General features: G+C 51.2%; 19 protein-coding genes and 1 tRNA gene. 11 read left to right on the top strand and 9 right to left on the bottom strand.

The genetic code is table 11. From position 1 onward, the window contains the following. Nucleotides 1-58 precede the first annotated feature (58 nt). Together odhB and ACYU87_RS16185 are read right to left on the bottom strand one after the other, a co-directional pair. On the bottom strand, nucleotides 59-1,663 hold the full coding sequence (gene odhB, locus ACYU87_RS16190; RefSeq protein ID WP_461135120.1) for a 2-oxoglutarate dehydrogenase complex dihydrolipoyllysine-residue succinyltransferase: 1,605 nt from the start codon (nucleotides 1,661-1,663) through the stop codon (nucleotides 59-61). Nucleotides 1,664-1,745: 82 nt separating this feature from the next. Next, entirely contained in the window at nucleotides 1,746-4,532 is a 2,787-nt protein-coding gene (locus ACYU87_RS16185) for a 2-oxoglutarate dehydrogenase E1 component (protein ID WP_461135119.1), read from the bottom strand. A 337-nt stretch (nucleotides 4,533-4,869) separates the two neighbouring features. Between ACYU87_RS16185 and ACYU87_RS16180 the strand changes: the two genes are divergently transcribed. The 6 genes from ACYU87_RS16180 (at nucleotide 4,870) to ACYU87_RS16155 (ending at nucleotide 14,318) form a co-directional block, all read left to right on the top strand. Continuing rightward, nucleotides 4,870-8,040 carry a cyclic nucleotide-binding domain-containing protein gene (locus ACYU87_RS16180; protein WP_461135118.1) on the top strand — a complete coding sequence of 1,057 codons (3,171 nt, stop codon included), beginning with the start codon at nucleotides 4,870-4,872 and terminating at the stop codon, nucleotides 8,038-8,040. A 118-nt stretch (nucleotides 8,041-8,158) separates the two neighbouring features. Continuing rightward, nucleotides 8,159-9,532 (top strand): ATP-binding protein, encoded by a 1,374-nt coding sequence (locus tag ACYU87_RS16175; RefSeq protein WP_461135117.1) that lies wholly within the window; start codon nucleotides 8,159-8,161, stop codon nucleotides 9,530-9,532. A 50-nt stretch (nucleotides 9,533-9,582) separates the two neighbouring features. Continuing rightward, on the top strand, nucleotides 9,583-11,742 hold the full coding sequence (locus ACYU87_RS16170; protein WP_461135116.1) for a tetratricopeptide repeat protein: 2,160 nt from the start codon (nucleotides 9,583-9,585) through the stop codon (nucleotides 11,740-11,742). A 23-nt stretch (nucleotides 11,743-11,765) separates the two neighbouring features. Continuing rightward, nucleotides 11,766-12,824 carry an alpha/beta hydrolase family protein gene (locus tag ACYU87_RS16165; RefSeq protein WP_461135115.1) on the top strand — a complete coding sequence of 353 codons (1,059 nt, stop codon included), beginning with the start codon at nucleotides 11,766-11,768 and terminating at the stop codon, nucleotides 12,822-12,824. Nucleotides 12,825-12,894: 70 nt separating this feature from the next. Beyond that, nucleotides 12,895-13,275: a response regulator gene (locus ACYU87_RS16160; protein ID WP_461135114.1), complete on the top strand. Its 381-nt coding sequence runs from the start codon at nucleotides 12,895-12,897 to the stop codon at nucleotides 13,273-13,275. Next, on the top strand, nucleotides 13,272-14,318 hold the full coding sequence (locus tag ACYU87_RS16155) for an adenylate/guanylate cyclase domain-containing protein (RefSeq protein WP_461135113.1): 1,047 nt from the start codon (nucleotides 13,272-13,274) through the stop codon (nucleotides 14,316-14,318). The genes ACYU87_RS16160 and ACYU87_RS16155 overlap by 4 nt, the downstream gene beginning before the upstream one ends. 32 nt (nucleotides 14,319-14,350) lie before the next feature. On the opposite strand, the gene ACYU87_RS16150 is transcribed toward ACYU87_RS16155, so the two are convergent. The 3 genes from ACYU87_RS16150 to hemC are packed head-to-tail and all read right to left on the bottom strand — an operon-like array spanning nucleotide 14,351 to nucleotide 16,971. Beyond that, nucleotides 14,351-15,565 (bottom strand): ABC transporter permease, encoded by a 1,215-nt coding sequence (locus ACYU87_RS16150; RefSeq protein ID WP_461135112.1) that lies wholly within the window; start codon nucleotides 15,563-15,565, stop codon nucleotides 14,351-14,353. 42 nt (nucleotides 15,566-15,607) lie between these two features. Continuing rightward, nucleotides 15,608-16,048 (bottom strand): GNAT family N-acetyltransferase, encoded by a 441-nt coding sequence (locus tag ACYU87_RS16145; protein WP_461135111.1) that lies wholly within the window; start codon nucleotides 16,046-16,048, stop codon nucleotides 15,608-15,610. Beyond that, on the bottom strand, nucleotides 16,045-16,971 hold the full coding sequence (hemC, locus tag ACYU87_RS16140; RefSeq protein ID WP_461135110.1) for a hydroxymethylbilane synthase: 927 nt from the start codon (nucleotides 16,969-16,971) through the stop codon (nucleotides 16,045-16,047). Before hemC ends, ACYU87_RS16145 begins: the two co-directional genes overlap by 4 nt. A gap of 283 nt (nucleotides 16,972-17,254) precedes the next feature. Between hemC and ACYU87_RS16135 the strand changes: the two genes are divergently transcribed. Together ACYU87_RS16135 and ACYU87_RS16130 are read left to right on the top strand one after the other, a co-directional pair. After that, the gene (locus ACYU87_RS16135) at nucleotides 17,255-17,662 is read left to right on the top strand and encodes an Hsp20/alpha crystallin family protein (RefSeq protein WP_461135109.1); all 408 of its coding nucleotides are present in this window, start codon (nucleotides 17,255-17,257) and stop codon (nucleotides 17,660-17,662) included. Nucleotides 17,663-17,938: 276 nt separating this feature from the next. Then, the gene (locus ACYU87_RS16130; RefSeq protein WP_461135108.1) at nucleotides 17,939-18,250 is read left to right on the top strand and encodes a hypothetical protein; all 312 of its coding nucleotides are present in this window, start codon (nucleotides 17,939-17,941) and stop codon (nucleotides 18,248-18,250) included. Between the two features lie 16 nt (nucleotides 18,251-18,266). Here ACYU87_RS16130 and ACYU87_RS16125 read toward each other — a convergent pair whose 3' ends face one another. Then, on the bottom strand, nucleotides 18,267-18,593 hold the full coding sequence (locus ACYU87_RS16125) for a hypothetical protein (RefSeq protein WP_461135107.1): 327 nt from the start codon (nucleotides 18,591-18,593) through the stop codon (nucleotides 18,267-18,269). Between the two features lie 125 nt (nucleotides 18,594-18,718). Continuing rightward, nucleotides 18,719-19,267 carry an RNA polymerase sigma factor gene (locus tag ACYU87_RS16120; protein ID WP_461135106.1) on the bottom strand — a complete coding sequence of 183 codons (549 nt, stop codon included), beginning with the start codon at nucleotides 19,265-19,267 and terminating at the stop codon, nucleotides 18,719-18,721. Between the two features lie 482 nt (nucleotides 19,268-19,749). Between ACYU87_RS16120 and ACYU87_RS16115 the strand changes: the two genes are divergently transcribed. Continuing rightward, a complete protein-coding gene (locus ACYU87_RS16115) occupies nucleotides 19,750-20,565 on the top strand; it encodes a hypothetical protein (RefSeq protein WP_461135105.1) in 816 nt (271 codons plus the stop codon). 137 nt (nucleotides 20,566-20,702) lie between these two features. On the opposite strand, the gene ACYU87_RS16110 is transcribed toward ACYU87_RS16115, so the two are convergent. Both ACYU87_RS16110 and fabD read right to left on the bottom strand, forming a co-directional pair. Continuing rightward, nucleotides 20,703-20,773, bottom strand: a tRNA-Gln gene (locus ACYU87_RS16110). Between the two features lie 122 nt (nucleotides 20,774-20,895). Continuing rightward, nucleotides 20,896-21,789, bottom strand: a complete 894-nt coding sequence (gene fabD, locus ACYU87_RS16105; RefSeq protein WP_461135104.1) for an ACP S-malonyltransferase — start codon at nucleotides 21,787-21,789, stop codon at nucleotides 20,896-20,898. 371 nt (nucleotides 21,790-22,160) lie between these two features. Here fabD and ACYU87_RS16100 point away from each other — a divergent pair, with 371 nt between their 5' ends. Then, entirely contained in the window at nucleotides 22,161-22,856 is a 696-nt protein-coding gene (locus tag ACYU87_RS16100) for a succinate dehydrogenase cytochrome b subunit (protein ID WP_461135103.1), read from the top strand. 112 nt (nucleotides 22,857-22,968) lie between these two features. Beyond that, complete coding sequence (locus ACYU87_RS16095; protein WP_461135102.1) at nucleotides 22,969-24,906, top strand: fumarate reductase/succinate dehydrogenase flavoprotein subunit; 1,938 nt, start codon at nucleotides 22,969-22,971, stop codon at nucleotides 24,904-24,906. The last annotated feature ends 54 nt before the right edge of the window (nucleotides 24,907-24,960 follow it).

Genomic DNA, 24,960 nt, shown 5'->3' with positions numbered 1-24,960 from the left:
ATAATAAAAAGGCCGCTCTAATACGTCAGAGCGGCCTTTTTAATGATCGTTTTGTCAACTACATGTCGAAAAGAATCCGGGTAGGATCTTCCAGAATCTGTTTGACACGAACCAGGAAGCTAACCGATTCCTTGCCGTCAATGATCCGGTGATCGTACGACAGGGCTACGTACATAATGGGCCGAATGACAATCTCACCGTTCACTACTACGGCGCGCTCAACAATGTTGTGCATGCCCAAAATAGCGGATTGCGGTGCATTGATGATCGGTGTCGACAGCATCGATCCAAACGTACCGCCATTGGTAATGGTGAACGTACCGCCGGTCATTTGCTCGATCGTCAGCTTATTTTCGCGGGCGAGACCAGCCAACCGAACAACTTCTTTTTCGATTTGGGCAAAACTCAATTGTTCGGCGTTCCGAATAACGGGCACAACAAGTCCCCGATCTGACGAAACAGCAATGGAAATATCGCAGAAATCGTTGAAAACCATCTGATCGCCATCAATCTGGGCGTTTACCGCCGGGAAATCTTTCAGGGCGATACAAACCGCTTTCGTGAAGAAAGACATAAAGCCGAGCCCTACGCCGTTCTTTTCCTTAAACTTATCTTTAAACTTATTCCGCAGATCCATGATCGGCTTCATATCGACCTCGTTGAAGGTAGTCAACATGGCCGTTTCATTTTTAACCGCCACCAGTCGACGGGCAATAGTCCGGCGGAGAGACGTCATTTTTTCGCGACGCTGATTCCGACTACCGGGTGCTGCCGGGGTCGCTGCTGCGGGAGCCGGAGCCGAAGGTTTAGCTGGAGCCTGGGGGGCTGGTGCCGGCGCAGGAGACGCTTTCATGGCATCTTCCTTTGTCACGCGTCCGCCAACGCCAGTGCCCTGAACCTGTTGGGCCTTAACGCCTTTTTCGTCAAGAATTTTAGCGGCAGCCGGTGATGGATAATGAGCAGCGTACCCGTTTGCATTCTGACCATTGGCCGGGGTCTCGGGTGCTGGTGCACTCGTTGCTGGCTGAGCAGCGGGAGCTGGCGCATTGGCTGGTGTAGCGGTAGATGCGCCGACTTCGATCTTGGCAATCAGGGCACCGATTGGCAGTGTTTCACCTTCCTGGGCAACGATGCGGAGTGTTCCGGCCGCTTCGGCGGGCAGCTCGAACGTCGCTTTATCCGATTCAAGCTCACACAGCACTTCATCGAGAGCAACTTGATCACCGTCTTTCTTGCTCCAAGTGGCAATCGTTACTTCCGTTACCGACTCGCCAACGGCGGGGACTTTCATTTCAATAACACTCGACGCTGATTTAGCAACCGGAGCGGGCGCTGGTGTTTCTTCAGCCTGGGGGGCAGGAGCCGCCGGTGGAGCCGGTGCTTCGGCTTTGGCGGGCTCGGCCTGGGGAGCAGGGCTTGGGGCACTACCTCCACCGTCAATCGTACAGATACTGGCTCCGATCGGTAAAACGTCACCTTCCTGAGCCAGAATATGCAGCGTACCATCGGCTTCGGCCGTTAATTCGAACGTAGCCTTATCGGAGTCGAGTCCGCAAAGTACATCGTCCATTTTTACGTGGTCACCTTCTTTTTTGTACCAGGTGCCAACGGTTACTTCGGTGATGGATTCCCCCACGGGAGGGATTTTCATGTCAACGGCCATTTTTTTGTAGTTTGTGGTTCGTCATTTGTCGCTCGTGGTATGCTTTTGGCAGAACTACGAACCACAAACGACGAACTTCTTTTTATTCAAATGCTCTCCGAACGATGTCGGCTTGTTCCTGAGTATGGATTTTGGGGTAGCCCGTGGCCGGTGAAGCCGCAGCCTTTCGCGAAATGATGGGCAAATTTAAGCCAAGACGCAGCAGGTAAGTCCAGTACCCCATATTTTCAGGCTCTTCCTGTACCCATATCCGTTCTGCTTTCTCGTACTGGGCCAGCACGGCATCCAACTGATTTTTAGACAGTGGAGCAAGCTGTTCCAGCCGGACAATGGCTACGTCGTCGCGTTGGTCAGCCTGTTGTTTTTCGAGCAGGTCGTAATACACTTTACCCGTACAAAGCAACACCCGTTTTACCTTCTTCACGTCGGCATAGCTATCGCCGATGATCTCTTGGAATGAACCTTGTGTCAGGTCTTCCAGCGGAGAGATGCACTTCGGATGGCGTAGCAACGACTTTGGCGACATGATAACCAGCGGCTTGCGGAAGTCCCAGGCTAACTGACGGCGCATGATATGGAACAGGTTGGCTGGCGTAGTCACGTTGGCCACCACCATATTATAGTCCGCGTACAACTGCAAGTATCGTTCCGGACGCGCGTTGGAGTGTTCTGGCCCCTGGCCTTCGTAGCCGTGAGGAAGCAGCATCGTGACACCGTTCTGGATGCCCCATTTTGACTCACCAGCTGCAATGAACTGGTCGATAATTAATTGGGCACCATTGGAGAAGTCGCCAAACTGGGCTTCCCAGATAACCAGTGCGTGTGGATTGGCCATGGCATAACCATACTCAAAACCCAGTACACCGTATTCCGAAAGCAACGAGTTATATATCTGGAACTTCTGCTGGCCGTCCTCAATGAAGTCGAGTGACGAGTAAGACAAGTTTGTTTCGGCATCGTGCAGAACGGCATGGCGGTGCGAGAACGTACCCCGCTGAACATCCTGACCACTCAGCCGAACTGGTTTGCCGTCAAGCAGCAACGACCCGTAAGCCAGCAGCTCGGCCGTACCCCAGTTCACCAGTTTGGTGTCGGTGAGCATGGTTTGCCGGTCTTTCAGCAGCTTGTCGATCTGCTTCAATGGCTTGAACCCTTCAGGCGTTTTTACCAGGGCTTTCCCAATGGTTTGCAGCACCTCGGCGGGCACGCCTGTTTCGGGAGACTTTTCAAAGTCTTGAGGCTCGCTAAACCGAAGCTCAGCCCAGTCGAGATCCAGCCGAAGCGGTTTGTATGGAATTTCGGCTTTCTGCTTAACGCGGTCGAGCCGATCCTGCAATTGCTTCTTGAACTCGGTATCCATCCGCGTTGCCAGTTCGGCATCGACATCGCCCCGCTCAATGAGCAGTTCTTTGTAGATCTCGCGTGGATTCTGATGCTTTTCGATGATGTTGTACATCGTTGGCTGCGTAAACTTGGGCTCATCGGCCTCGTTATGGCCGTAGCGACGGTAGCAAACCATATCGATAAACACATCCCGATTAAATTTCTCGCGAAATTCAACAGCCAGTTTGGCGCAGAAGATAACGGCTTCCGGATCGTCGCCGTTCACGTGGAAAATGGGAGCGTCAATGATTTTCGCGACGTCTGAACAGTAAATAGACGAGCGGGCATCTTCGAAATCGGTTGTGAAACCGATCTGGTTATTAATGACAAAATGGACCGTACCGCCGGTTGTATAACCCGCTAGTTTGGCCATCTGCGTTACTTCATAAACAATACCCTGTCCGGCCACGGCGGCATCACCGTGAATCAGGATAGGCATTATCTTTTTGAAGTCGCCGTTGTATTCTTCGTCAGCCTGCGCCCGGACAAAGCCTTCAACCACGGGGTTTACCGCTTCGAGGTGTGATGGGTTTGGAGCCAGTTTTACGCTGATCTGCTTACCTGACTTTGTTTCGGTCAAGCTGGAATAACCGAGGTGGTATTTTACGTCGCCGTCGCCATGTACCTGTTCTGGTACGTTCCCCTCAAAACCATCGAAGATCGACTCATAGGACTTACCCAGAATATTGGCCAGTACATTGAGCCGTCCGCGGTGCGCCATCCCGATCATCACTTCTTCCACGCCCATGTCGGCGGCCTGACTGATGATTGTGTCCAGCGCCGGAATCGTCACTTCGCCACCTTCCAGCGAGAAACGTTTCTGGCCGAGGTATTTGGTGGCAAGGAAGTTTTCGAAGACGGTCGCTTCGTTCAACTTTTCGAGAATGCGCTTTTTCTCATCCAGTGTCGGCATGAAAACGAGCGCTTCTTTTTCAATTTTGTTCCGCAGCCAGTTTTTTACATCCAGCTCGCGGATATACATGTATTCGAATCCAATATCACCCGCGTAAATTTTACGCAGCGAGTCCATGATGACACGGAGCGTAGCGGGCCCGATACCAAGTAATTTACCTGATTCAAAAACGGTATCCAGATCGGATTCTGACAACGCGTAATCTGGCAGGTCGACACGAGGCTGACGATCTTTCCGTTCTTTGAGCGGATTTGTTTTCGCCAGCAAGTGACCCCGCGACCGGTATGCCTTAATTAAACTGGCAACCGATACTTCTTTCTCGGCGTGGCTGGCGTCAGTTGGTTTGGCTGATGTCGTTTGGCCGTTTGCCGAAACACCATTCGATTTTGTCGATTCAACTGGTTCACCATTGTGGGTTCCGTTGGCCTTTTCGCCGTAGGTGAGTGAAAACTCAAACCCTTTGAAAAATTGTTGCCAGCTTTCGTCAACTGTCTGAGGGTCTTGTTTGTAAGACTGATAGAGTTGATCTACGTAAGCCGCGTCGGAATTAGCGATATATGAGTACTGGTCCATGACGGGGGCGCGTCGTTGTTATGAGCCGCAAAGGTAGTATTTCGGCCAAACACTTGATCGCAAAAATTTTGTTTTTATTCTCCTGATTGTTAGCAACAACCCATTCGTAAATACAACAACTGAAAATCGAAATTTATTGCTAAAATAGATTTCGACCGGGATATTCTAGCCAGGTCATTAAATTAATACCCATACCATAGTCCATTTTTAACGTGGTAATAGTCTATTGGTTTGAAAAAAGTACAACCGGCGGAGTTACTTATTCCTAACGGGTCTGACCGCTTCTCAGGCGCTGTTGCGTATATTTGACCGTAAAATCGTGTTGTAAATCCTGCTTATGCTTGTTGGTGTAGACGCTACTTCTCAACCTACTTCCTCGCCACGATGGCAGCGACTGCTGGGTATTCGGCCGGAGGAAAGCCGAACGGTAGGGTTATTTTTTATCCATAATTTTTTGCTTGGCATTGGCACTATTCTCATTTACGTAGCAGCTAATGCCATTTTACTGGAAAATAATCCCGAAACCAGCCTGCCCATTGCCTACATCGCGTCGGCTGTAGCGATGATTGGCGTTGGCCGGGTGTACGCTTATTTCGAACACCATCTGGCGTTACGCAACCTCGCCGTTCGTGTGTTGCTGGCCGCCGTTGTTATGACGGTAGTCGTCGGTGTTCTGGTTGTCGTTGGCCACTCCGTGGCGGCTGCCGTGGCCATTATGGCCGGTTATCGACTTATTTACTTGCTCACCAACCTTGAATTTTGGGGCGTTTCGGCTGTGGTGTTCGATACGCGACAGAGCAAACGGTTGTTTGGGGTAATCAGCTCGGGCGATATGCCAGCCAAAGCGCTGGGGGCCATTCTGGCCGCGCTGGTCCATGCCCATGCCGATGTGCTTCGGTTGCTGCTGGTGGCATTCGGTGCTTTTCTGGCGGCCCTGTATGTACTCCAGTTAACCATTCAGTCGCATGACGTACACGCACCCCACGGGGCCGACCGATCTACCCGTCGGGAGCCATCAAGGCTGATTGGCAAGCGGTTTGGGGGGAGCGAACTGATTTTCTACATGTGCCTGAGCCTGGCCGTTCTGGCCGCCGTAGCCACCGAAATAGAGTACAATTTCTTTATCAACGTGAAGCATCGGTTTCACGACCAGACCGATGTGATTCGGTACGTGAGCTATGTTCTGGCGCTGACATACGGCGTGGCCATGCTGGCTAAACTGCTCCTGTCCAGACAGGTGCTGGATCAGTTTGGGGTACAGCGTTCGTTACTGACATTGCCCTGGGTCGCGCTGGCCGGTCTGGCTGGCTTGGTTGTGTTGCGCTATTTTGTCGCCAGTGAAACCGTAATGCTCATTTATTTCTGCGGTATTTACTTGGTTTTCGAGGTCGTTCGGCGGGCCTTGTTCGATCCGGTCTTCCTGGTATTATTTCAGCCGCTATTGCCTCCGCAACGCCTGAAAGGCCATACGTTGGCGAAGGGGTTGTATGAACCGATTGGTCTGGGACTGGCCGGATCGCTGATTTATGTGCTGCATGCAACACTGGAGGCTGGGGGAGCGCTCGTCTGGATTGCCCTTCTTGCCGGAGCCGTGTGGCTCCTGCATCATACCTACCAACGGTATCTCCACGAACTCAACGATGCTATTGGGCGCCGGTTTCTGGAACGAGACCAGCTGGCCATGCCCACGGTGGCGAAAACCAGTTTGGTAAGCCAATTGCAAAGTAACCGGCCCGACGACGTATTAACGGCCATTAGCTGGCTCGATGCCCATAATCCTGCCGAACTGACCCAACAGGTACCAACCCTGCTTGAGCATGCCAACGCTGGTGTTCGTCGGCGTACGCTGAGCGCTGTCGGGCATATGAATCAAAAAGTGCCGGTTCGCCAGTTGATGCACATTGCTCTAACCGACAATGAACCTTCGTTGCGCCAGGAGGCCGCTTATTTGCTGGGCAGGCGCATCAGCGCAGAAGCCGCCGAACTGGCTCCGCTTATTCACCATACCGATCTCTCCATTCGGCAGGGCGCTGTAAAGGGTATACTCGAATTGAATCCGCATGATGCTGCCGCGCAGGCAGTATTGGTTCAGCTAGCGCAGGATGCCGATCCCTCACACCAGCAAATAGCCCTGCATTTGATTACTGCACTACGCCTGAACGATCAGGCATCTCTGGTACGTGAGCGGCTTTCTAGTTCGAACCCGGATGTCAAAAAAGCGGCCGTTGCGGCTGCGGGTCAACTGGCTGATGCGAAACTGACGGCGTATCTGATCCAGCACCTGACCGATAGTGGTATTGGCCGGGCGGTTACGCAGGCTTTGAAAGGACGGGGAAACGAAACGATTGTGGCCTTATGTACTGTACAGAAGGCCGCCACAGACCGCTTGACACTGGAGCGGATAGCTGCCGTTTGCGGAGCTATTTACACGCCGGAGAGCCGACAGTTGTTGAATGGGTTAGCTCAGCAGCCCGACCTGGTTGTCAGGCGGGCGGCTTTACGGGTGCTGCGTCGCTTCCCAAACGAACCGGCCGACGATGCCCTGTTCCGCACGCTCATGCACGAAGAAATACAATTGGCTCAGCGGCTGTTGCACGGCAGTCTGACGGACGCTGATCTGACTGATACGCTTGACTACGAGCTCTCGGTATTGATGCAACGGCTATTCGATATACTGGCTCAACTGTACGACACAGAAACCATTACCGGAGCGCGTTTGGGCGTTGGGCACCCCGCCCGCGAGCGTCGGGCCAATGCACTGGAGATGCTCGATAATCTGATACCGAGGGCTACGTACCAAACATTACAGGTGCTGGTCGATGATCTGCCCCGGTACGAAAAAAACCGTATTCTCGACATTGAGCTTGGGCCATTTACGGACACGGAGCCCATCCGGGCGTTTATCCTGCGAAAGGGCGAACGGATTTTTTCGGCGTGGACCGTTCATGTTGTGTTGCGTAGCCTGCCACCAGCCGATGCGTTAGTGGCTCAGCAGGCGCTGGCATCCCGATCTGTTTCTTTATCCCCTCTTCTTATGGCGCACGCTGCCCACTCAACCGATCAGATTTCAGCTTATGACCGGGTTTTGCTGCTGGCTCAAACCAGTTTGTTCTCTCAAACGCCCGAAAACGTACTGGCTAGCATTACGCCTATCATGAAGGAGGAAGCGTACTCGGTGGGCGAACCGATTTTCCATAAAGGCGATCTGGGTACAGGCATGTATGTGATTTACACGGGCGAGGTGGCTATTGTTGATGGAGAAACGGAACTGGCTCGCTTCGGGCGGGGCGATTTTTTTGGTGAACTGGCCCTGCTGGATACCGAATCCCGATCGGCAACGGCCGAGGCTATTACCGATGTACGGCTGTTGCGCATTGATCAGGACGATTTCTACGACTTGATGGAAGAACGAAGCGAGGTTCTTCGCAGCATTGTCCGGGGTTTATCCGGGCGTATTCGTCGGCAGAACGAATTGCTGGCCAATCGCCCCCCCTCTCCGCAGTCATGAGGCAGGTTCGCCGGCGACCGTAGTGCGGATAGCTAACAAGGCATCGGGCGATTGATGTTTTTACGATCAGTTTTGGTAAACTTGCTGTTTGCACGATTCCTTTTCCTTCACTCGTACTATGAATGTCTCGTCACCCGAGGGTATTGGCACCGTTTTGCTGTCGGTTGGTGCATTTCAATTTACCCGCCGTTTTCTGGACATACCAACCCGTTTGCCCGCCTGGGAGCCCTTTTTTCAGAAAATATGGGTTATTTTCGGCGTACTGGTTGGCTTATCTGCTGTTTTTTCCGTCGACCTGTCCAGTGGCTGGGTCGCACTTGGGGTGAGCCTGTTGTTTGTGTACATGCTGATGCAACTGTATTACTACCAACCCGCCCGCATGGTGCTGCTGGCGGTAGCTCCCTTTTTGCTGTTTTGGGTGATCGGTAGTTTCATTGAACATTACGCGCCTGCCTATTATAAGCATAACGACGATTTCATTGATAACTCGATTGGCTTTTCGACCATCTGGCTGGGTACATTTCTGGTTATTGCCAGTCGGCAGAAGAAAACCTTGCTCAAAGCTGATCAGGAGCGAGCCCGCGAAGCCGAAGAACGCCGGATTATTGAAGCGAAAAAGCAGGAACTGGAATACCTGGTGGCCGAACGAACCGCTGAAATTACGCAGCAAAAAGAAGAGCTTGAGCACGCCCTTATTGAACTGAAGTCGACTCAGAACCAACTGATTCAGAGCGAGAAAATGGCCAGCCTGGGCGAGCTGACCGCCGGAATCGCGCATGAAATTCAGAACCCGCTCAACTTCGTCAATAATTTCTCCGAAGTCAGTATTGAGCTAATTGACGAGTTGGCCGAGGAACAGGCCAAACCCAACCGCGATCTCGAACTGGAAGCCGAACTACTGACTGATTTAAAACAGAATCTTCAGAAAATTACCCACCACGGCGGGCGGGCATCTTCCATCGTAAAAGGCATGCTTCAACATTCCCGGGCCAACACGGGGCAACGTGAAGCGATTGATCTTAATGCGTTATGCGATGAATACCTGCGTCTGGCCTATCACGGCCTACGGGCAAAAGACAAGTCGTTCAATGCCCTGTTCAACACGGATCTCGATGCCTCACTGGGCGCGGTCAGCGTTATTCCGCAGGACATAAGCCGGGTGTTGCTCAATCTGTTCACCAATGCCTTTTATGCGGTTCAGCAACGGCAGAAGAAAGGTGAAACACCGGGCTATCAGCCAACCGTAACGGTCAGTACCCGCTGCGCTAGCGACGAAGCCGTCATTACCGTAAGCGATAATGGTACGGGCATTGCCGAAGACCTTAAACAAAAGATTTTTCAGCCCTTTTTTACGACGAAACCCACCGGAGAAGGCACCGGACTGGGCCTGTCACTCGCTTATGACATTGTTACGAAGGGGCACAAGGGCACACTGGATGTAGCGAGTAGGGAAGGTGAAGGAACGACGTTCACCATAAAGTTGCCTGCCTGAAAATTTCCCTGCCGTTACCCGTTCGAAAAACCACTGCCACACGCACCGTTATGCTCGTTCGCTTCGTATTTATTCTGTTATTACTTCCGGGCCAGCCGGGCCTTCGGGCGCAGGATTCGGCGCGAACGGCGCTGCAGACCCGGCTGGCCCGGCATCCACAGCCAGACACACTGCGGGTAAACCAACTCAATGAGCTGGCCTTTGCGGTGCAGGGCGATCAGCCGGAACGAACCAGACAACTAGCGCAGGAAGCCCTGACGTTATCAAGAAAACTACACTATCCGCGGGGTGAAGCAATGGCCCTGTATGGTATGGCAGTTGGGTACGGATACGATACCTATGCAGCTCACGCACAGGTCCTGTCTTATCTGGAACAAGCTCGGAAGTTATTCTCGCAGTTGAACGACCGGATTGGTTTAGCCAAAGTGACCAGTCAGATTGGCTGGTACTATACCCAACGTGGCGACTATGTTCCGGCTCTTACCTATAGTCTGCAGGCGCAGCAACTGGCCGACAAAACGGGTAATCTGGAGTTGCAGGCCCGTACAAAAGCGCGGCTGGGTGGTTTGTACACGATGCTGGGTGATTTTCAGCAGGGGCTGGCGGCCCAATCGGCAACCATTCAATTGTATGAGCGCATCAACAACCAGGAGGGCATTTGCCGGGTGCTGAACGGGCTTGGCGAACTTCACCGTCTGGAAGGAGATTTCGAGCGTGCCAGCCGGTACTACACCAAGTCGATTCGGCTGGCGCAGGAGCTGAACAACCCCCGGCTGGCGGCTCGGGCAGAAAGTAACCTGGCCGCGGTGTACGTTGCTCAAGGCGATTACGATGAGGCTCTTAACATGGCATACAAAGCCCTGACGGTGTTGGTCAATACGCATGATACTGAAGTGGTAGCCTGGACGCAGACGGTGCTGGCCCGTGCTTATCTGAAGCAAAATCGAATTGATGACGCACTGACCTATGGAATGCGCGCCCGGATGCTCAGTCGTAAAATTGGTTATCGGGAGGTGGCCCGGGATGCAAACAGAATTCTGGCCGAAGCCTACGTGGCGCAACGGAATTTTGCCAATGCGTATGCCTATCAGCAGCAGTACCTAACCTATATGGATACCCTGACGGGCCGAAATACGCAGCGGCAACTGGCGCTTCTCCAATACAACTACGGCCTGGCCGAAAAGCAGACGCAAATCGCTTTGCTTAAAAAAGACAAGGCGTTGCAAACGGAAGCCACTCAGCGGCAGCGCCAATTATTGGTGGGCGCGCTGATTGTCATGGTCCTGATAATAGGATTGCTCTTTTTGCTGTATCGGAATAACCGTCAGAAGCAGAAGGCCAACACGATACTCCAACAACAAAAAGCCGAGCTACAGGCCCAGCGTGACCAGACAAATCAGGCGTTGTCGGAATTGAAACTAACGCAGAACCAGTTGGTTCAAAGCGAAAAAATGGCCAGCCTGGGCGAACTGACCGCCGGGATCGCGCACGAAATTCAGAACCCGCTCAACTTTGTCAACAACTTCTCCGATGTCTCGGTTGAACTGGTGCAGGAACTGAACGAAGAACGGGAAAAAGGCCCTGATAGAGATGACGCGCTGGAGGCCGAGCTAATGGCTGATCTATCCCAGAATCTGCACAAAATTATTCATCATGGCAATCGGGCGTCGAGCATCGTTCGGGGTATGCTGGAACATTCCCGCACCAGCAACGGTCAGAAACAACCGACCAATCTGAACGCCCTGAGCAACGAATACCTGGGGCTGGCCTACCACGGCTTGCGCGCTAAAGACAAGTCATTCAACGCTGAACTGGAAAAAGAGTTAGACCCGGATGTGGGGCTGGTCAGTGTTAATCCGCAGGATATTGGCCGGGTACTGCTGAACTTGTTTACCAATGCCTTTTACGCGGTTCAGCAGCGCCAGAAAGAGGCCGGGGCAGGCTACCAACCTCGCGTTACCCTGCGTACTGAGCGCAGCCGTGCGGAGGTAATTATTAAGGTGATGGATAATGGTCAGGGTATCCCGGAAGAGCTTCAGCAGAAGATTTTCCAGCCCTTTTTTACCACAAAACCGTCGGGGCAGGGTACTGGTCTGGGTTTATCCCTGGCTTACGACATTGTTACTAAGGGCCACGGTGGTACCTTAAGCGTTGAAAGCAGGCCGGGAGAGGGTACAACCTTTGTTATTCGCCTGCCCTTCTCGCCTTAACGAATACAACCACTCATCAAACAATGCGTAATCTGTACATCATTCTGCTCATTCTAGTCCGCTGGGCAGCCTCTGGCCAGAACACATCGCCGGGCCAGGCAACGGTGGCCGGTTCCCCCCCCGATCTCAACGAACGGGTTCGTCTGCTCGAAGAAAACCTTCGGTTTGCTAACCAGGCACTGGCCAAAACGGTAGATGATCTGCTCTGGTATCAGAAACTGGGCGATGTGGCTACGATTGACAAAGTCCGCTATGGGAGCAAACCGCCCCACGTCGTCAAAAATCCAACGGGGCAGGGGGCCACCAATCCCGTCGTTATTCCGGCCTATACTTTTCTGCCGAAGAAGTTTGCATCGGCCAAAAAGTTGCCTCTCCTCATATTTGTTCATGACGGCATTCACGGCGATTTCAGCACGCTCTATGCCCATGTAGTCCGTGAGTTATTGGACCAGGGTTATCTGATCATGGCACCCGAATACCGTGGCACAGCGGGTTACGGAGGGGAGTTTTACCGGCAGATCGACTACGGCGACTACGAGAATGACGACGTATTGGCTGGCAAACGCTGGGCTGTTGAAAACATGCCGCAGGTTGATCCGGATCGGGTGGGTATCATTGGCTGGAGTCACGGCGGTATGATTTCGCTGATGAATGTTTTTGATCATCCCGAAGACTATAAGGTGGCTTATGCCGGTGTGCCCGTTACCGACATCATTGCCCGCCTGGGGTACAAGCCCCAGAGTTACCGGGCTATATTTTCGGAAGCGACCCACATTGGCAAAGATCCATCCGATAACGTAGCTGAGTACCGCCGTCGGTCGCCGGTCTGGAATGCACAGAAGCTGAAAACGCCGTTGCTGATTCATACCAACACGAATGATGAAGATGTGAACGTACTGGAAGTTGAATCGCTGATTAATGCCCTGAAAGCGCACGACAAAAAGTTTGAGTACAAGATTTATCAGGATGCGCCGGGTGGGCATAGCTTTAACCGGCTCGATACCAAACTGGCCCGCGATTCGCGTGAGGAGGTTTACAAGTTTCTGGCCCGGTATCTGACTCCGCCGGGTGCCGCCCGCTAGGCCAGAAGCACACCCATTCTGTGCCGCTATAGGGTAAATGTTTTATCTTTGATGTAGATCCTTCCTGTTTATGATGAAAGTTTTGGTGGTTGACGACGAAACAGACGTAAAAGACTTGTTTCTCCAGCGGTTCCGTCGGGAAATCCGTAACGCTGAATTTCAGTTGGCTTTCGCCAATTCGGGCGAAGAAGCCCTTACTTACTTAGCCAGTCATAACTCAGAGGTTATCTTGATTCTGTCCGACATTAACATGCCGGGTATGAGCGGGTTCGAACTTCTGCGTCATATTCGTCAGGACTTCAAAGCGCCCCCGGCTCCGGTTGTGATGATGATTACCGCCTACGGAGACCCCGAATCGCAGGCGCAGGCGGTTACGCTGGGAGCCAACGATTTCCTGACGAAGCCCCTCGATTTTACACTTCTCAAACAAAAACTTCACGATTTAGCATGAAGGCCAAAATATTGGTGGTTGACGACGAGACGGACCTTGAGTTACTCATCAAGCAGAAATTTCGACGGCAGATACGGGAAAAGCAATACGAATTCGTTTTTGCGCATGATGGGGTCGATGCCCTGAATATGCTGTCCCAGCAGCCCGACGTCGATATGGTACTGACCGACATCAATATGCCCGGCATGGATGGGCTGACGTTACTGGTTAAGCTGCACGAAAGCAATCCCATGCTGAAAGCCGTTATTGTATCAGCGTATGGCGACATGGATAACATTCGCACGGCGATGAACCGGGGTGCTTTTGATTTCGTGACGAAGCCCGTCAATTTTGAAGATCTGGAGTTGACTATGAAGAAAACGATGGAGTATGTTCTGCAACTCCGCCAGACGCTCCAGGCCGTAAAAGAGAACAACATTCTGCGGATGTACGTGGACGAATCGGTGCTGACGTTCATGAATCAGTCGGAGTTCGAAAAGTCCTTATCGGCCAGTGAAACGGTCATGGCAACCGTTCTCTTTATTGACATTTGCGGGTTTACTGCCATTGCCGAGCGCGAATCGGCGGATACGGTTGTTCGGCTGCTGAACCGGTATTTCGATGTCATCGTCAAGGAAATTATTGCGCAGGAGGGCAACGTCGATAAGTTCATGGGTGATGCCGTAATGGCCGTTTTTCGGGGAGATTACCATTTTGATCGGGCCGTCGAAGCGGCTCTGGCTGCCCGGGCGCAGGTCGCTAAGCTCGAAGATAATTTGCCAAACCACGCCAATTACCACCCCCAGATTTCAATCGGCATCAATACCGGCGAAATGGTGTCAGGAAACATCGGGTCGGCTACGCTTCGCCGGCTGGACTATACGGTTATTGGAGACGCCGTTAATATGGCCCAACGGTTACAGTCGGTCGCGCAACCAGGTCAGATCGTTATTGTAGAATCGGCTCAGCAGAAAATCGCGGAGTCGTTTACCTGTGAGCGCATTGGCGAAGTAACGCTCAAAAATAAATCGGCTCCCGTCGTGATCTACAATGTGGTAGGGTGAGGGAGGGATATATCATACACCATACATCTTTTTTACTCTTCCGCCAGCGTTCGCGAGATGTTCATTCGATACACGCCTATGGCGGGGAGGGCGGCAGCCAGCAAACCAATGAGGATAGCAACGCCCAGCAAAATCCACTCTTCAGGCAGAATGGTAAAAGCCGCCAGATTATAGTGGTATTCGGACGAGACACTGTTTGAAAACAGCCATAAGCCAACCCGGCTAAACACAACGCCCAGCACAAAACCGATGAGCGCCAGCACCAGACCTTCGAGCAGCAGCATGCCGAACAGTTGGGCCCGGGTAGCGCCCATGGATAGCATCAGGGCCATTTCGTAGCGTCGCTCTTTCAGTGAGTTATAGAGCGACACAAATACGCTGATACCCGAAATCAGCATGATGACGGCCGCCAGTCCCCGGAGCGTTTCAACGCCAACGCCGAGCAGGGAGAACAACCGGTTGATCTCGATATTGGGCAGGGCGGCCTGAAGCTTGGAGTTACTGTTAATGCCCCGCGCCAGCATCATGCCCATCGGATTCCGAAACTTGATGAGCATGCTGGTTATTTCGCGCGGAGCTTCCTCGTGCGCTTCTTCCTCATGCGCTTCACCCGCTTCACGGTGCTCCTCATGGTGTTCGTGAATAGCCCAAACGCTCGATAAAGGGGTTAAAATAAGCTGGTCGGCTACGGTGTTCGTAGGACTTAAAATGCCCACCACCTTGTACTTCGTATCGGCATGCACATCGCCATCCTTGTCCAGCCCGTGCGATCCTGCGAACGTATCGCCAATTTTTAAACCCGTTACAGCCGCTACCCGTGGGCCAATGACCGTTTCCAGATCCTGCTGAAACAGTTTCCCCTGGGCAATGGTAGCCCCGAAGTGATCAATGTATTTTTTGTTGGTTCCCACAATCCGAAACGACTGGTAATTGTCGCCCATGGAGAGGGGGATAGCCGTTTTGATCATCGGGTTGCGCGTCAGGCGCTCGGCTTCTTCGAGCGGGATGTTTCCCGTTGGCGAATCGATCTGGTAAATACTGGACAGAATTAACTGAAGTGGACTTCCCTTGGCGCCCAGTACCATGTCTATGCCTTTGATATTCTTCCGAAACTGGTCATCCAGCTGTTTGTTGAGCAGGAGCAACAGCGAGATAATGGTGATCCCAAACGTCATGAGAAGCCCACTCAGAAAGCTGCTCAGGGGTTTGTCTTCAAGGTTACTCCAGCTAATTCGGAACAGGTTCATAAGTGTAGGTTGAAACAGGAATGTAGAAACGGCTAAAGCAAACTACAGCAGGTCCAGTTTAAAATGGTGACTGGTTATGTTAAATCCTTTGTTCAGATACAAGCGATGGGCGTCGTAGCGAGCCGGGTTCTGCCCCGAATCGAGCGACACGCACTGGCAACCGGTCTGGCGGGCCTGTTCCACCACAAAATCGACCAGAGCGCTGGCGTACCCTTTTCCCCGCGCATCGGGCAGCGTCGATAAATCGTCAATGTAGATCGTTTTGCCGCTATACAGAAAGTTCAGCGTTCGGTAGCCCATTACAGCGGGCGCTGGTGCCGATGGTTCATCTCCGGCAATGAAGGCCAGTACGAAACCTTCCTGGGCCTGCTGATAGCGAATCTGTTCGAAAGCTTGCTCAGGCGTCAGGTGCGGACGCAAGGCCAGCATGGCAGGCAAACAGCGACGAATGTCTTCGTCGGATCGGGCAATTACTGGTGTCATAGCTGTGCACGAATGGTTTGTAACAACAGGTCGCCACCACGGGCAAGAATGGCTTCGGCCAGTGCGTGTCCAATCAATGGCGATTCGTCCGGCGCGCCCGTAAACGTTTCCCGCATCAGTTCACTACCGTCCAGGCTCACCAATCCACCCGTCAGGCTAATGGTTTTTCCATCCATCCATTGCGCCAGGGCGAATGACGGGATACTACAGCCCCCTTCAAGCCGGGCCAAAAAGGCTCGTTCGGCGCGCAGGCAGGCTTCTGTTGAATCGTGGTTAACAAGCCGGGTTATGGCTTCACGGACGGCATCGCTCAACGACGTCGCCACTTCAATGGCGATGCTTCCTTGGGCAACGGCGGGCGTAAATTCATCAAGCGGTAATCGTTCGACAATCAGGTCGTCGTACCCCATCCGGTGAACTCCCGCATAGGCCAGCAGAAGAGCGTCGCACTGCCCTTCGTCGAGTTTACGAATCCGCGTTTGCAGGTTACCCCGCATATCGACTGTGGTTATGTGCGGGCAAAAGTGCTTGAGCATGGCTACCCGCCGGGTAGAGGACGTGCCAATTCGAAACGATTCTCCGTTGGTGAGCGAAAGTGTTTTGTTGCGACTAACCAGTACATCGTTGGCGGGTTCGCGTTCAGTAAACGCGATGATATGTAAGTCGGATGGTAAGCTTGAGGGTAAGTCTTTCGCGCTGTGAACCGCAATATCGATGGTGCCCATCCGAAGCTGGTCTTCCAGCTCCTGGGTGAAAACACCTTTACTACCAATCTTCGCCAGCGACCGATCCAGTACCAGATCGCCTTTTGTTTCGATAAGAACCAACTCGGAGGTTAGTCCTCCGGCCTGCAGCAATGACTGTATATGTTCTGCTTGCCAAACCGCCAGGCGGCTACTTCGAGTCCCAATTCTAATGTGCATGATTTTGCAAAGGTACGGCACGAAAACCGGCTTTTCGTCATTCAAACGCATTGTGGTAATGTGTAGAAAGACAACCACATACAGACCACAAATGGCAACACTATTCGTCGGCTATGAACGGTTCGCAAAAAATGGCAAAATAGAGGGTAACTGTGTCAAAACGGCATTAACGAATCAAAATAAGCGCTGATTTGCTGCCAAGCTGGCCGGAAATTACAGGACCAATCGGTTAGGCACGAGGTTTGCCTACTTAACAGTATTAGAACAGTAAACAACATCCACTATGAAAGCGATAGAAAATGTGTTTCAGGGAACAGGCGGTCAGATTGACTTGCTGAATACGCTCTACGGTGGTTCGACACAAACGACCATGAATGTTGAGCGGGAGGATGACCGTCTGGTGATTACCCTGTCTGCTCCCGGCGTAAAAGCCAATTCCTTTAATGTACTGGTCGAGGGCAACAAACTCGTTCTCTATACCTTGCTGGTCAGCACATCTAACCAGTCCGTGAAAGACAGTGTCAACCAGCGTTTGGCGGTACCTATGTTTCTGCGGGTTCTGGACATTCCCTCTTTTGTGGACATTGATCAAATCGACGCTGTTCACGAACATGGCCGGGTAATGGTGATGTTACCTTTTAGTGACAAAGAATACATGCACCGTCAGATCGACATAAAGAACCTTTTCTAGTTCTGTCCTCTGTATTATCTCCCGGGGCCTCAATCTTGGTCCTGTTGCCTATAGATGAGTCCGAAGCCGCTTTTACGAAAGCGGCTTTCTATTTTTCCCTGTACACAAAAAGCCCGCTGGTTTGAACCAGCGGGCTTTTTGTGTACAGGATTTTCGTCGAGAGAACCCTACCGCAGTTTATTTAAGTCGTTTTTATTGACTATGACCTCGATGAAGAATTTGACGGGATACTAACGACGTGTTTACTGAGTCGTACCGATGTTGTACCTTGCTGTTATGAAAAATCTCATGAATCGCCCGCTTCTGTTGCTTTTTGTCTGTGCAACATTTGGTTGCGGTACGAAGCCGTTAGACAAAAAATACCACAGCCAAACCATGTGGTACGACGTAAAGGTAGGGTCGAACGCTAAAAATGACTCGATCAACCATGAACTCTGCCGTCTGGCTGTGGCGGATAACACCAAGCAAGGCGTGAAAAATGAGGAGCTGACCTATCAGGAATTAATTGATCATGGGTATGAACTATTGAGTAAAACCCATTCGGAGGCCTATGCCGACAGCTTACGGGAAGTTTACAGTAAGCGGTAGCAAGACTTGGCCTGTCTTACGAATCAGCCTTCAGAATACGTTCAATTTCCAGCGCTCTTTCCTGCAATCGGCTTAGATTCGAACTCCGCTCCTCAAGCGAGCCTGATTCATCCCACTCAGTAGGGGCGAAATAAATCAGTTCCGCGTCGCTTTCGCCGTGGGCCAGATTGTACGCGTTTACTTCGGCCTGGGTCTGTGCCTTTGGGTAAACCGGTAGTTCATCGGCAAAAACTTTGATGGACGTAAATAAGGTCGATATTGTTTCGTTGTCAGCGGCTGGTGTCAATTCGAGAAATTCTTTGACTGCCTGATACAGGTCCTGCTTAACTGTTTCGTTGTCCATGCGTTTGGTCGGGCTTTAACGATAGCCGTTTACAGATAACATGAAATACGGATTGATGGTTGGGTAATCTTGCTGGCAGACGCTATTTGGTTTTAGAAAAACAATACCTTCCTTCACGGATAATCCTAGTAAGCAACGGCTTCATAAAGTTGCCGAACCTTATCCCGCGACCGTTTCAGGCGCATCTTTACCGCACTCTCCTTAATGTTGAGGTGAAGGGCAATCTGCTGAATATTCATCCCCTGCTGGTACTTCAGACGAAGCAAGTCGGCATCTTGTGGAGACAGAATATCCATAGCCTTGGCCAGATGGCGTATCTGTTCTTCCTGCGGTTCGTACTCGTCCGTGTCGATGTATTGACCTGTCAAGGTATCGTCCAGGGAAGTTGTATTTAACCGATTTGACAATTTGATTTGATCTAGGCAGTAGTTAAACGAAATGGAGTACAACCAGGTCGAGAACGTTGACCGTTCCTGAAAACGATCTAGGCGAGCAAATGTGCGAATGAAAATATCATGGGTAAAATCCTCTGCCTTTTCAGCGTCTTTTGTCATCGACAAACACCGGTTATAGACCTTGTTAACATAACGGTTGTACAGGGTCTCGAAACAAGCAGTGGGGTTGGTTGGCAAATACTGTCTGATCAGTTCTTCGTCATTAATTTGATTTTTCATTTTTCTCGTGTTTTATGGGGGATCTGGTTGACTAACTTGGTTAGTAGTCTGTTTCGTGATACAAATTTGTCTGTTCGCCATCTCTTTATAAACTTAATTCGATGAAGTGCATGTTTTGCCCGTTTTTTGGTAACGGAATACAGATTTGAATAACTAAGTGACTTATTTATAGCGACAGTAGCCGGAGTCGGTGGCGGTGAGAAGGCCAGTTCTTAGAGTAAAATTGGTAGGGGCCTTACCAAAAACAGGCCACCCTAAACCAGGGTGGCCCACGAAAACAAACCCCAGATTGGGCAGCTTCAGTACATAGCTAATAGGGGAGCACAGCAGTTGGTTTTACCGTCAGCGAAGCGTTTTTATCGATTGTAATTGCTGCCAGGATTAAACGACCGCCCGCCAATCGATGAGCCAATTTTTTGTTTTCCTAATTATTAGATAATACGGTAAAGCTGCTTTCATGGTGTACACCAGAGCTCAAACTAATGCAACACCTTTCCCCCCTCCTGCATACGAGTAAAGGGACTGCTCTACTCAGATGGGCAGTATGCCTGTTTGTACTAGTTACCTTTCACTCCTGTAAAGATGGCCAAACGCCTGCCGTGACGCCTGATCCGGCCGTGCCGCCGGCTGCCGCGCAGTACCGCCTGAAAAAAGCCATCAGGACTAGTTCAACGAATACAACTACCTACACGTATGTGTACGATCAGGCGGGGAAACTGGCGAGTTACACAATTCGGGCTGGTGCTGCCGATGGTGATCCGGCTCAGACTACTGTGTTCAGCTATGGTCAGCAAGGGCGGCTAATCAGCGCTGAACGGAGGCCAGCCTCTTCGTTTACAACGGCCCGCCTTACCTATGGGTACGATGACAACGGCAATCTCTCCCTGATCACGGTACATGAAGATGTCAACAAGGATGGGCAGTTCAAGTTAACCCAAACGATAACGCTGGAATACGGAGCAGATAAGTTGCCCGTGAAGACAACTGTTGCTTCGGGGAGTCGAACGGAAACGACACGTTACACCTATGATCATGGTAATGCTATTAAAACGGAGCATACGATAAACGCCGGGTCCAGCCAGGTTCAAACCGTTCAGTATCGGCATGATGACAAACCCAACCCAACGGCTGGCCTATTGATTGGAACGCCCAATGCAGAGATGTTCAACAAAAACAACATTGTGTACGAGGGAAGTGAACTAACGTACAGCAACGGTTTGCTCACGCTTATTCACACCAATGTGAAAGAATCGGCTAACGTTCAGTCGTATATCCGATATGAATATGAAGCTTATTGACCTCGATTACAGTGGTTTGTTAACGCGAGCGCAACGTTTGTAACGGCTCCGTTTCGTCAAGCCGATGCATCGAACAAACGGGGTATACACCCAACAACAAAAAGCGCTTAACTATAGGCTAGTTAAGCGCTTTATTGTAGTCCGAGAAGGATTCGAACCTCCACAAACAGAACCAAAATCTGTCGTACTACCCTTATACTATCGGACTGTTTTGTAATTGCGAGTGCAAAGATAACCAACGTGTGCAATCAAAAACAAATACTGAGGCAAAAAAAAACATCATTTTTACGTCAAAATCTGCGTTCATATTGATTATCAGCTACTATCAATTTACTGAATACCCACGATAGGCGTGGCCGGACTGATCTTTTTGACCAAGCCCTGCAACACTTTGCCCGGGCCACACTCATAGAATTCAGTAGCACCATCGGCTACCATGCGCTCAACGGACTGAGTCCAGCGAACGGGCGATGTTAGTTGAGCAATCAGGTTGGCTTTAATTTGTTGTGGGTCGGTTACCGCGCTGGCATTCACATTCTGGTAAACGGGGCAATGGGGGGCGCTGAATGGCATATTTCGAACGGCTTCGGCAAATTCAGTCTGCGCAGGCTCCATAAATGGGGAGTGAAAAGCACCACTCACGGCCAGAGGAACGACCCGCTTCGCACCCGCTGCTTTCAGGCGCTCTTCGGCTAGCTGTATACCGGCTACACTTCCCGAAATAACCACCTGGCCGGGGCAGTTATAATTAGCGGGAACGACGATTTCCTCGGTGATTTCCCCACATACCCGCTCAATTACATCATCGGCCAGCCCCAGTACAGCGGCCATCGTCGATGGCGTTAGATCGCAGGCCCGCTGCATGGCTGTTGCGCGAACAGATGCCAGCCGTAGACCATCGTCAAACGAAAGAACACCGGCTGCAGTGAGGGCTGAGAGTTCACCCAACGAATGACCCGCCACCATCGAAACGTTGAACCGATCGGACGAGAATGATTCGTTGGTCAACGCCAATACGACGCCATGCAGGAAAACCGCGGGTTGGGTATAAATCGTTTGTTTCAGATCGTCATCGGTGCCATCAAACATGATGTTGGTCAGGTTATAGCCTAACACCTCATTGGCTTGCTCGAATAACAGACGGGCCGTATCAGATTGCTGATAGAGATCATGTCCCATACCTCGAAACTGAGACCCCTGACCCGGAAATACGTATGCTTTCATATAAAGAGATAAATCGGTCGAAGGATGCAAAATAGATGGATAATTATGGTTGTTCAAAAAATAGCTGCTAGATTGTCTGTCATTGGGTTGATAGTGAATGAGTTAATGCTTTTTCATTTGTCGGTCAAGCAACTTGTACAGATTACACATAGGGTGCTGAATTAAAAACAGGACGAAACGAACAATCAACTGAAACAGTCTGTTCTCAAAATAGGCCTTTTCCGTAATTTATATAGGCTGTAAATAAGTTGTAAAATGGCTTATAATAGTCCTTAAAGTTGTTTCCATCGGGTTTGTGCTTTAGCTTTGAAGCGCCGTTTGAACCGGCTTTTTTTCAATCGTTTACACTATAATTTCGTGTCGTTCACCGTATGGCTTGGGTAACACAAACTCTGTCCAGCTCCCTCGGCCGCAAGGTCATAATGTCGCTGACGGGACTATTTTTAAGTTCTTTTCTGATTATACACATGGCTGGTAATCTCCAGCTGTTCAAGGGCGACGGCGGTAGGGCCTTCAATGAGTATACGTACTTCATGACGCACAACCCGGTCATCATGACTGTTTCGTACCTGCTTTACACCTCCATTCTGGTGCACGCACTGATGGCGTTCATTCTGACACGCCACAACCAGTCGTCGCGGCCCGTAAAGTATGCCTACAGCAAGCCGGAAGCCAACAGCGACTGGTCTTCGCGTAACATGGGTATTTTGGGCACCGTTCTGTTGCTGTTCATCATCATTCACATGCGTACCTTCTGGTACGAAATGCACTTTGGCTCAGTGCCAATGGCCGAGTATGACGGCAAACAGTACAAAGATCTGTACGCCGTTGTGAAGGTAGCTTTTGGCGAGTTATGGTACGTGGTTCTGTATGTTATCTGCATGGTGGCTGTTGGCTATCACTTGGCCCATGGTTTCCAGAGCGGGTTCCAAACGCTTGGTGTGCGGCACAAAAAATACACGCCACTCATCGAAATGCTAGGCAAATACTTCTTTGCGATTATTATTCCGGCGGCTTTTGCGGCTATGCCGATTTACGTGTATTTACAGGTTCACCATATTATTTAAAGGCGAAAGAGCGGAAGAGTGAAAACGCGGAAATGAACACAATTCATCGCTCTGGCGGCCTGGTCTTTCGCTCCTTCACTCTTTCGTTCTTTCGCTCTTTCGCTCTTTAAATATGCCACTGGAATCCAAACTCCCTGCAGGTCCTTTAGCCGAAAAATGGGCCCGGCAAAAATTTTCCCTGAAACTGGTCAATCCAGCAAACAAGCGGAAATACGATATAATTGTGGTCGGTACAGGTCTTGCCGGTGCATCGGCAGCCGCGTCGCTGGCCGAATTGGGCTATAACGTAAAAGCATTTTGCTTTCAGGACAGTCCCCGCCGGGCGCACTCCATTGCGGCCCAGGGCGGAATCAACGCAGCTAAAAACTACCAGAATGATGGCGACAGCGTGTTCCGGTTGTTTTATGATACAATCAAAGGGGGCGACTATCGGGCCCGCGAAGCCAACGTTCACCGGCTTGCCGAAGTAAGTGTTAACATCATTGATCAATGCGTAGCGCAGGGTGTTCCCTTTGCGCGTGAGTACGGTGGTACGCTGGCTAACCGCTCATTTGGGGGTGCCCAGGTATCGCGTACGTTCTATGCACGGGGTCAGACGGGGCAGCAGCTGTTGTTAGGTGCCTACTCGGCGTTGAGCCGTCAGGTAGCCAACGGTAAAGTGAAGCTGTACCCACGGACCGAAATGCTCGATCTGGTGATGGAAGGTGGAAAAGCACGTGGTATTGTGACCAGGAACCTGATTACGGGTAAGATCGAGTCGCATTCGGGCCATGCGGTATTACTTTGTACGGGTGGTTATGGTAACGTGTTCTACTTATCGACAAACGCGATGGGTAGCAACGTTACGGCCGCCTGGCGTGCCCACAAGAAAGGTGCCTACTTTGCTAACCCTTGCTTTACCCAAATTCACCCTACTTGTATCCCCGTATCAGGCCATTATCAGTCGAAACTGACGCTTATGTCGGAATCGTTACGGAATGATGGTCGTGTGTGGGCACCAAAATCGAAAGAAGACGCCCAGCGGATTCAAAAAGGTGAGTTGAAACCAACTGATCTGGCTGAAGACGCTCGCGACTACTTCCTGGAGCGTCGTTACCCGGCTTTTGGTAACCTTGTCCCTCGTGACGTAGCGTCCAGGAATGCGAAAAACATGTGCGACGAAGGTCGTGGTGTGAGTAAGACAGGGCTGGCTGTGTATCTGGATTTTGCCGATGCGATCAAGCGCGACGGTCAGAAAACGATCGAAGCCAAATATGGTAACCTCTTTGAGATGTATGAAAAAATCACCGGTGAAAATCCATACGAAACACCGATGATGATTTACCCTGCTGTCCACTATACAATGGGCGGTTTATGGGTAGATTACAACTTGATGACATCTATTCCGGGTCTGTACGCACTTGGCGAAGCAAACTTCTCCGATCACGGAGCTAACCGCCTGGGTGCTTCAGCGCTGATGCAGGGGCTGGCCGATGGTTATTTCGTGATTCCGTACACCGTTGGTGATTACCTGGCGACGATTGGCCCCGCCGATAAAATTCCCGTTGATGCCCCGGCGTTCAAAGAGGCCGAAAAGAAAATTCATGACCAGGTCAACAAATTGCTGTCCATCAAAGGCGAACGGCCTGTTGATGATTTGCACAAAGAACTGGGTCATATCATGTGGGAGTACTGCGGTATGTCGCGGAATGCAGAAGGGCTGAAAATTGCCAAGCAGAAAATTCAGGCACTGAAAAAAGAGTTCTGGACGAATGTGAAAGTACTGGGCGATTCAGAAGAGATGAACCAGGCGCTGGAGCAAGCCGGACGTGTTGCTGATTTCATTGAACTTGGCGAACTGATGGTAGACGACGCCCTGAATCGCAATGAATCCTGCGGTGGTCACTTCCGGGAAGAATTCCAAACGCCCGACGGGGAAGCACTTCGCGATGATGAGAACTACACCTACGTAGCGGCCTGGGAATACCAGGGTGAGGGACAACCTGAATTGCTCAACAAGGAACCTCTTGAGTTTGAGAATGTGAAACTGACACAGCGTAGCTATAAATAAAGTGATGGGTTTATGGTATTTGGTTTATGGCGATCCGTCGTATACCCAGTACCG

This window comes from Spirosoma lituiforme, from assembly GCF_054776635.1.
Note: the sequence above shows the minus strand (reverse complement) of the source record. Positions and strands in the feature narration are given on the sequence as shown.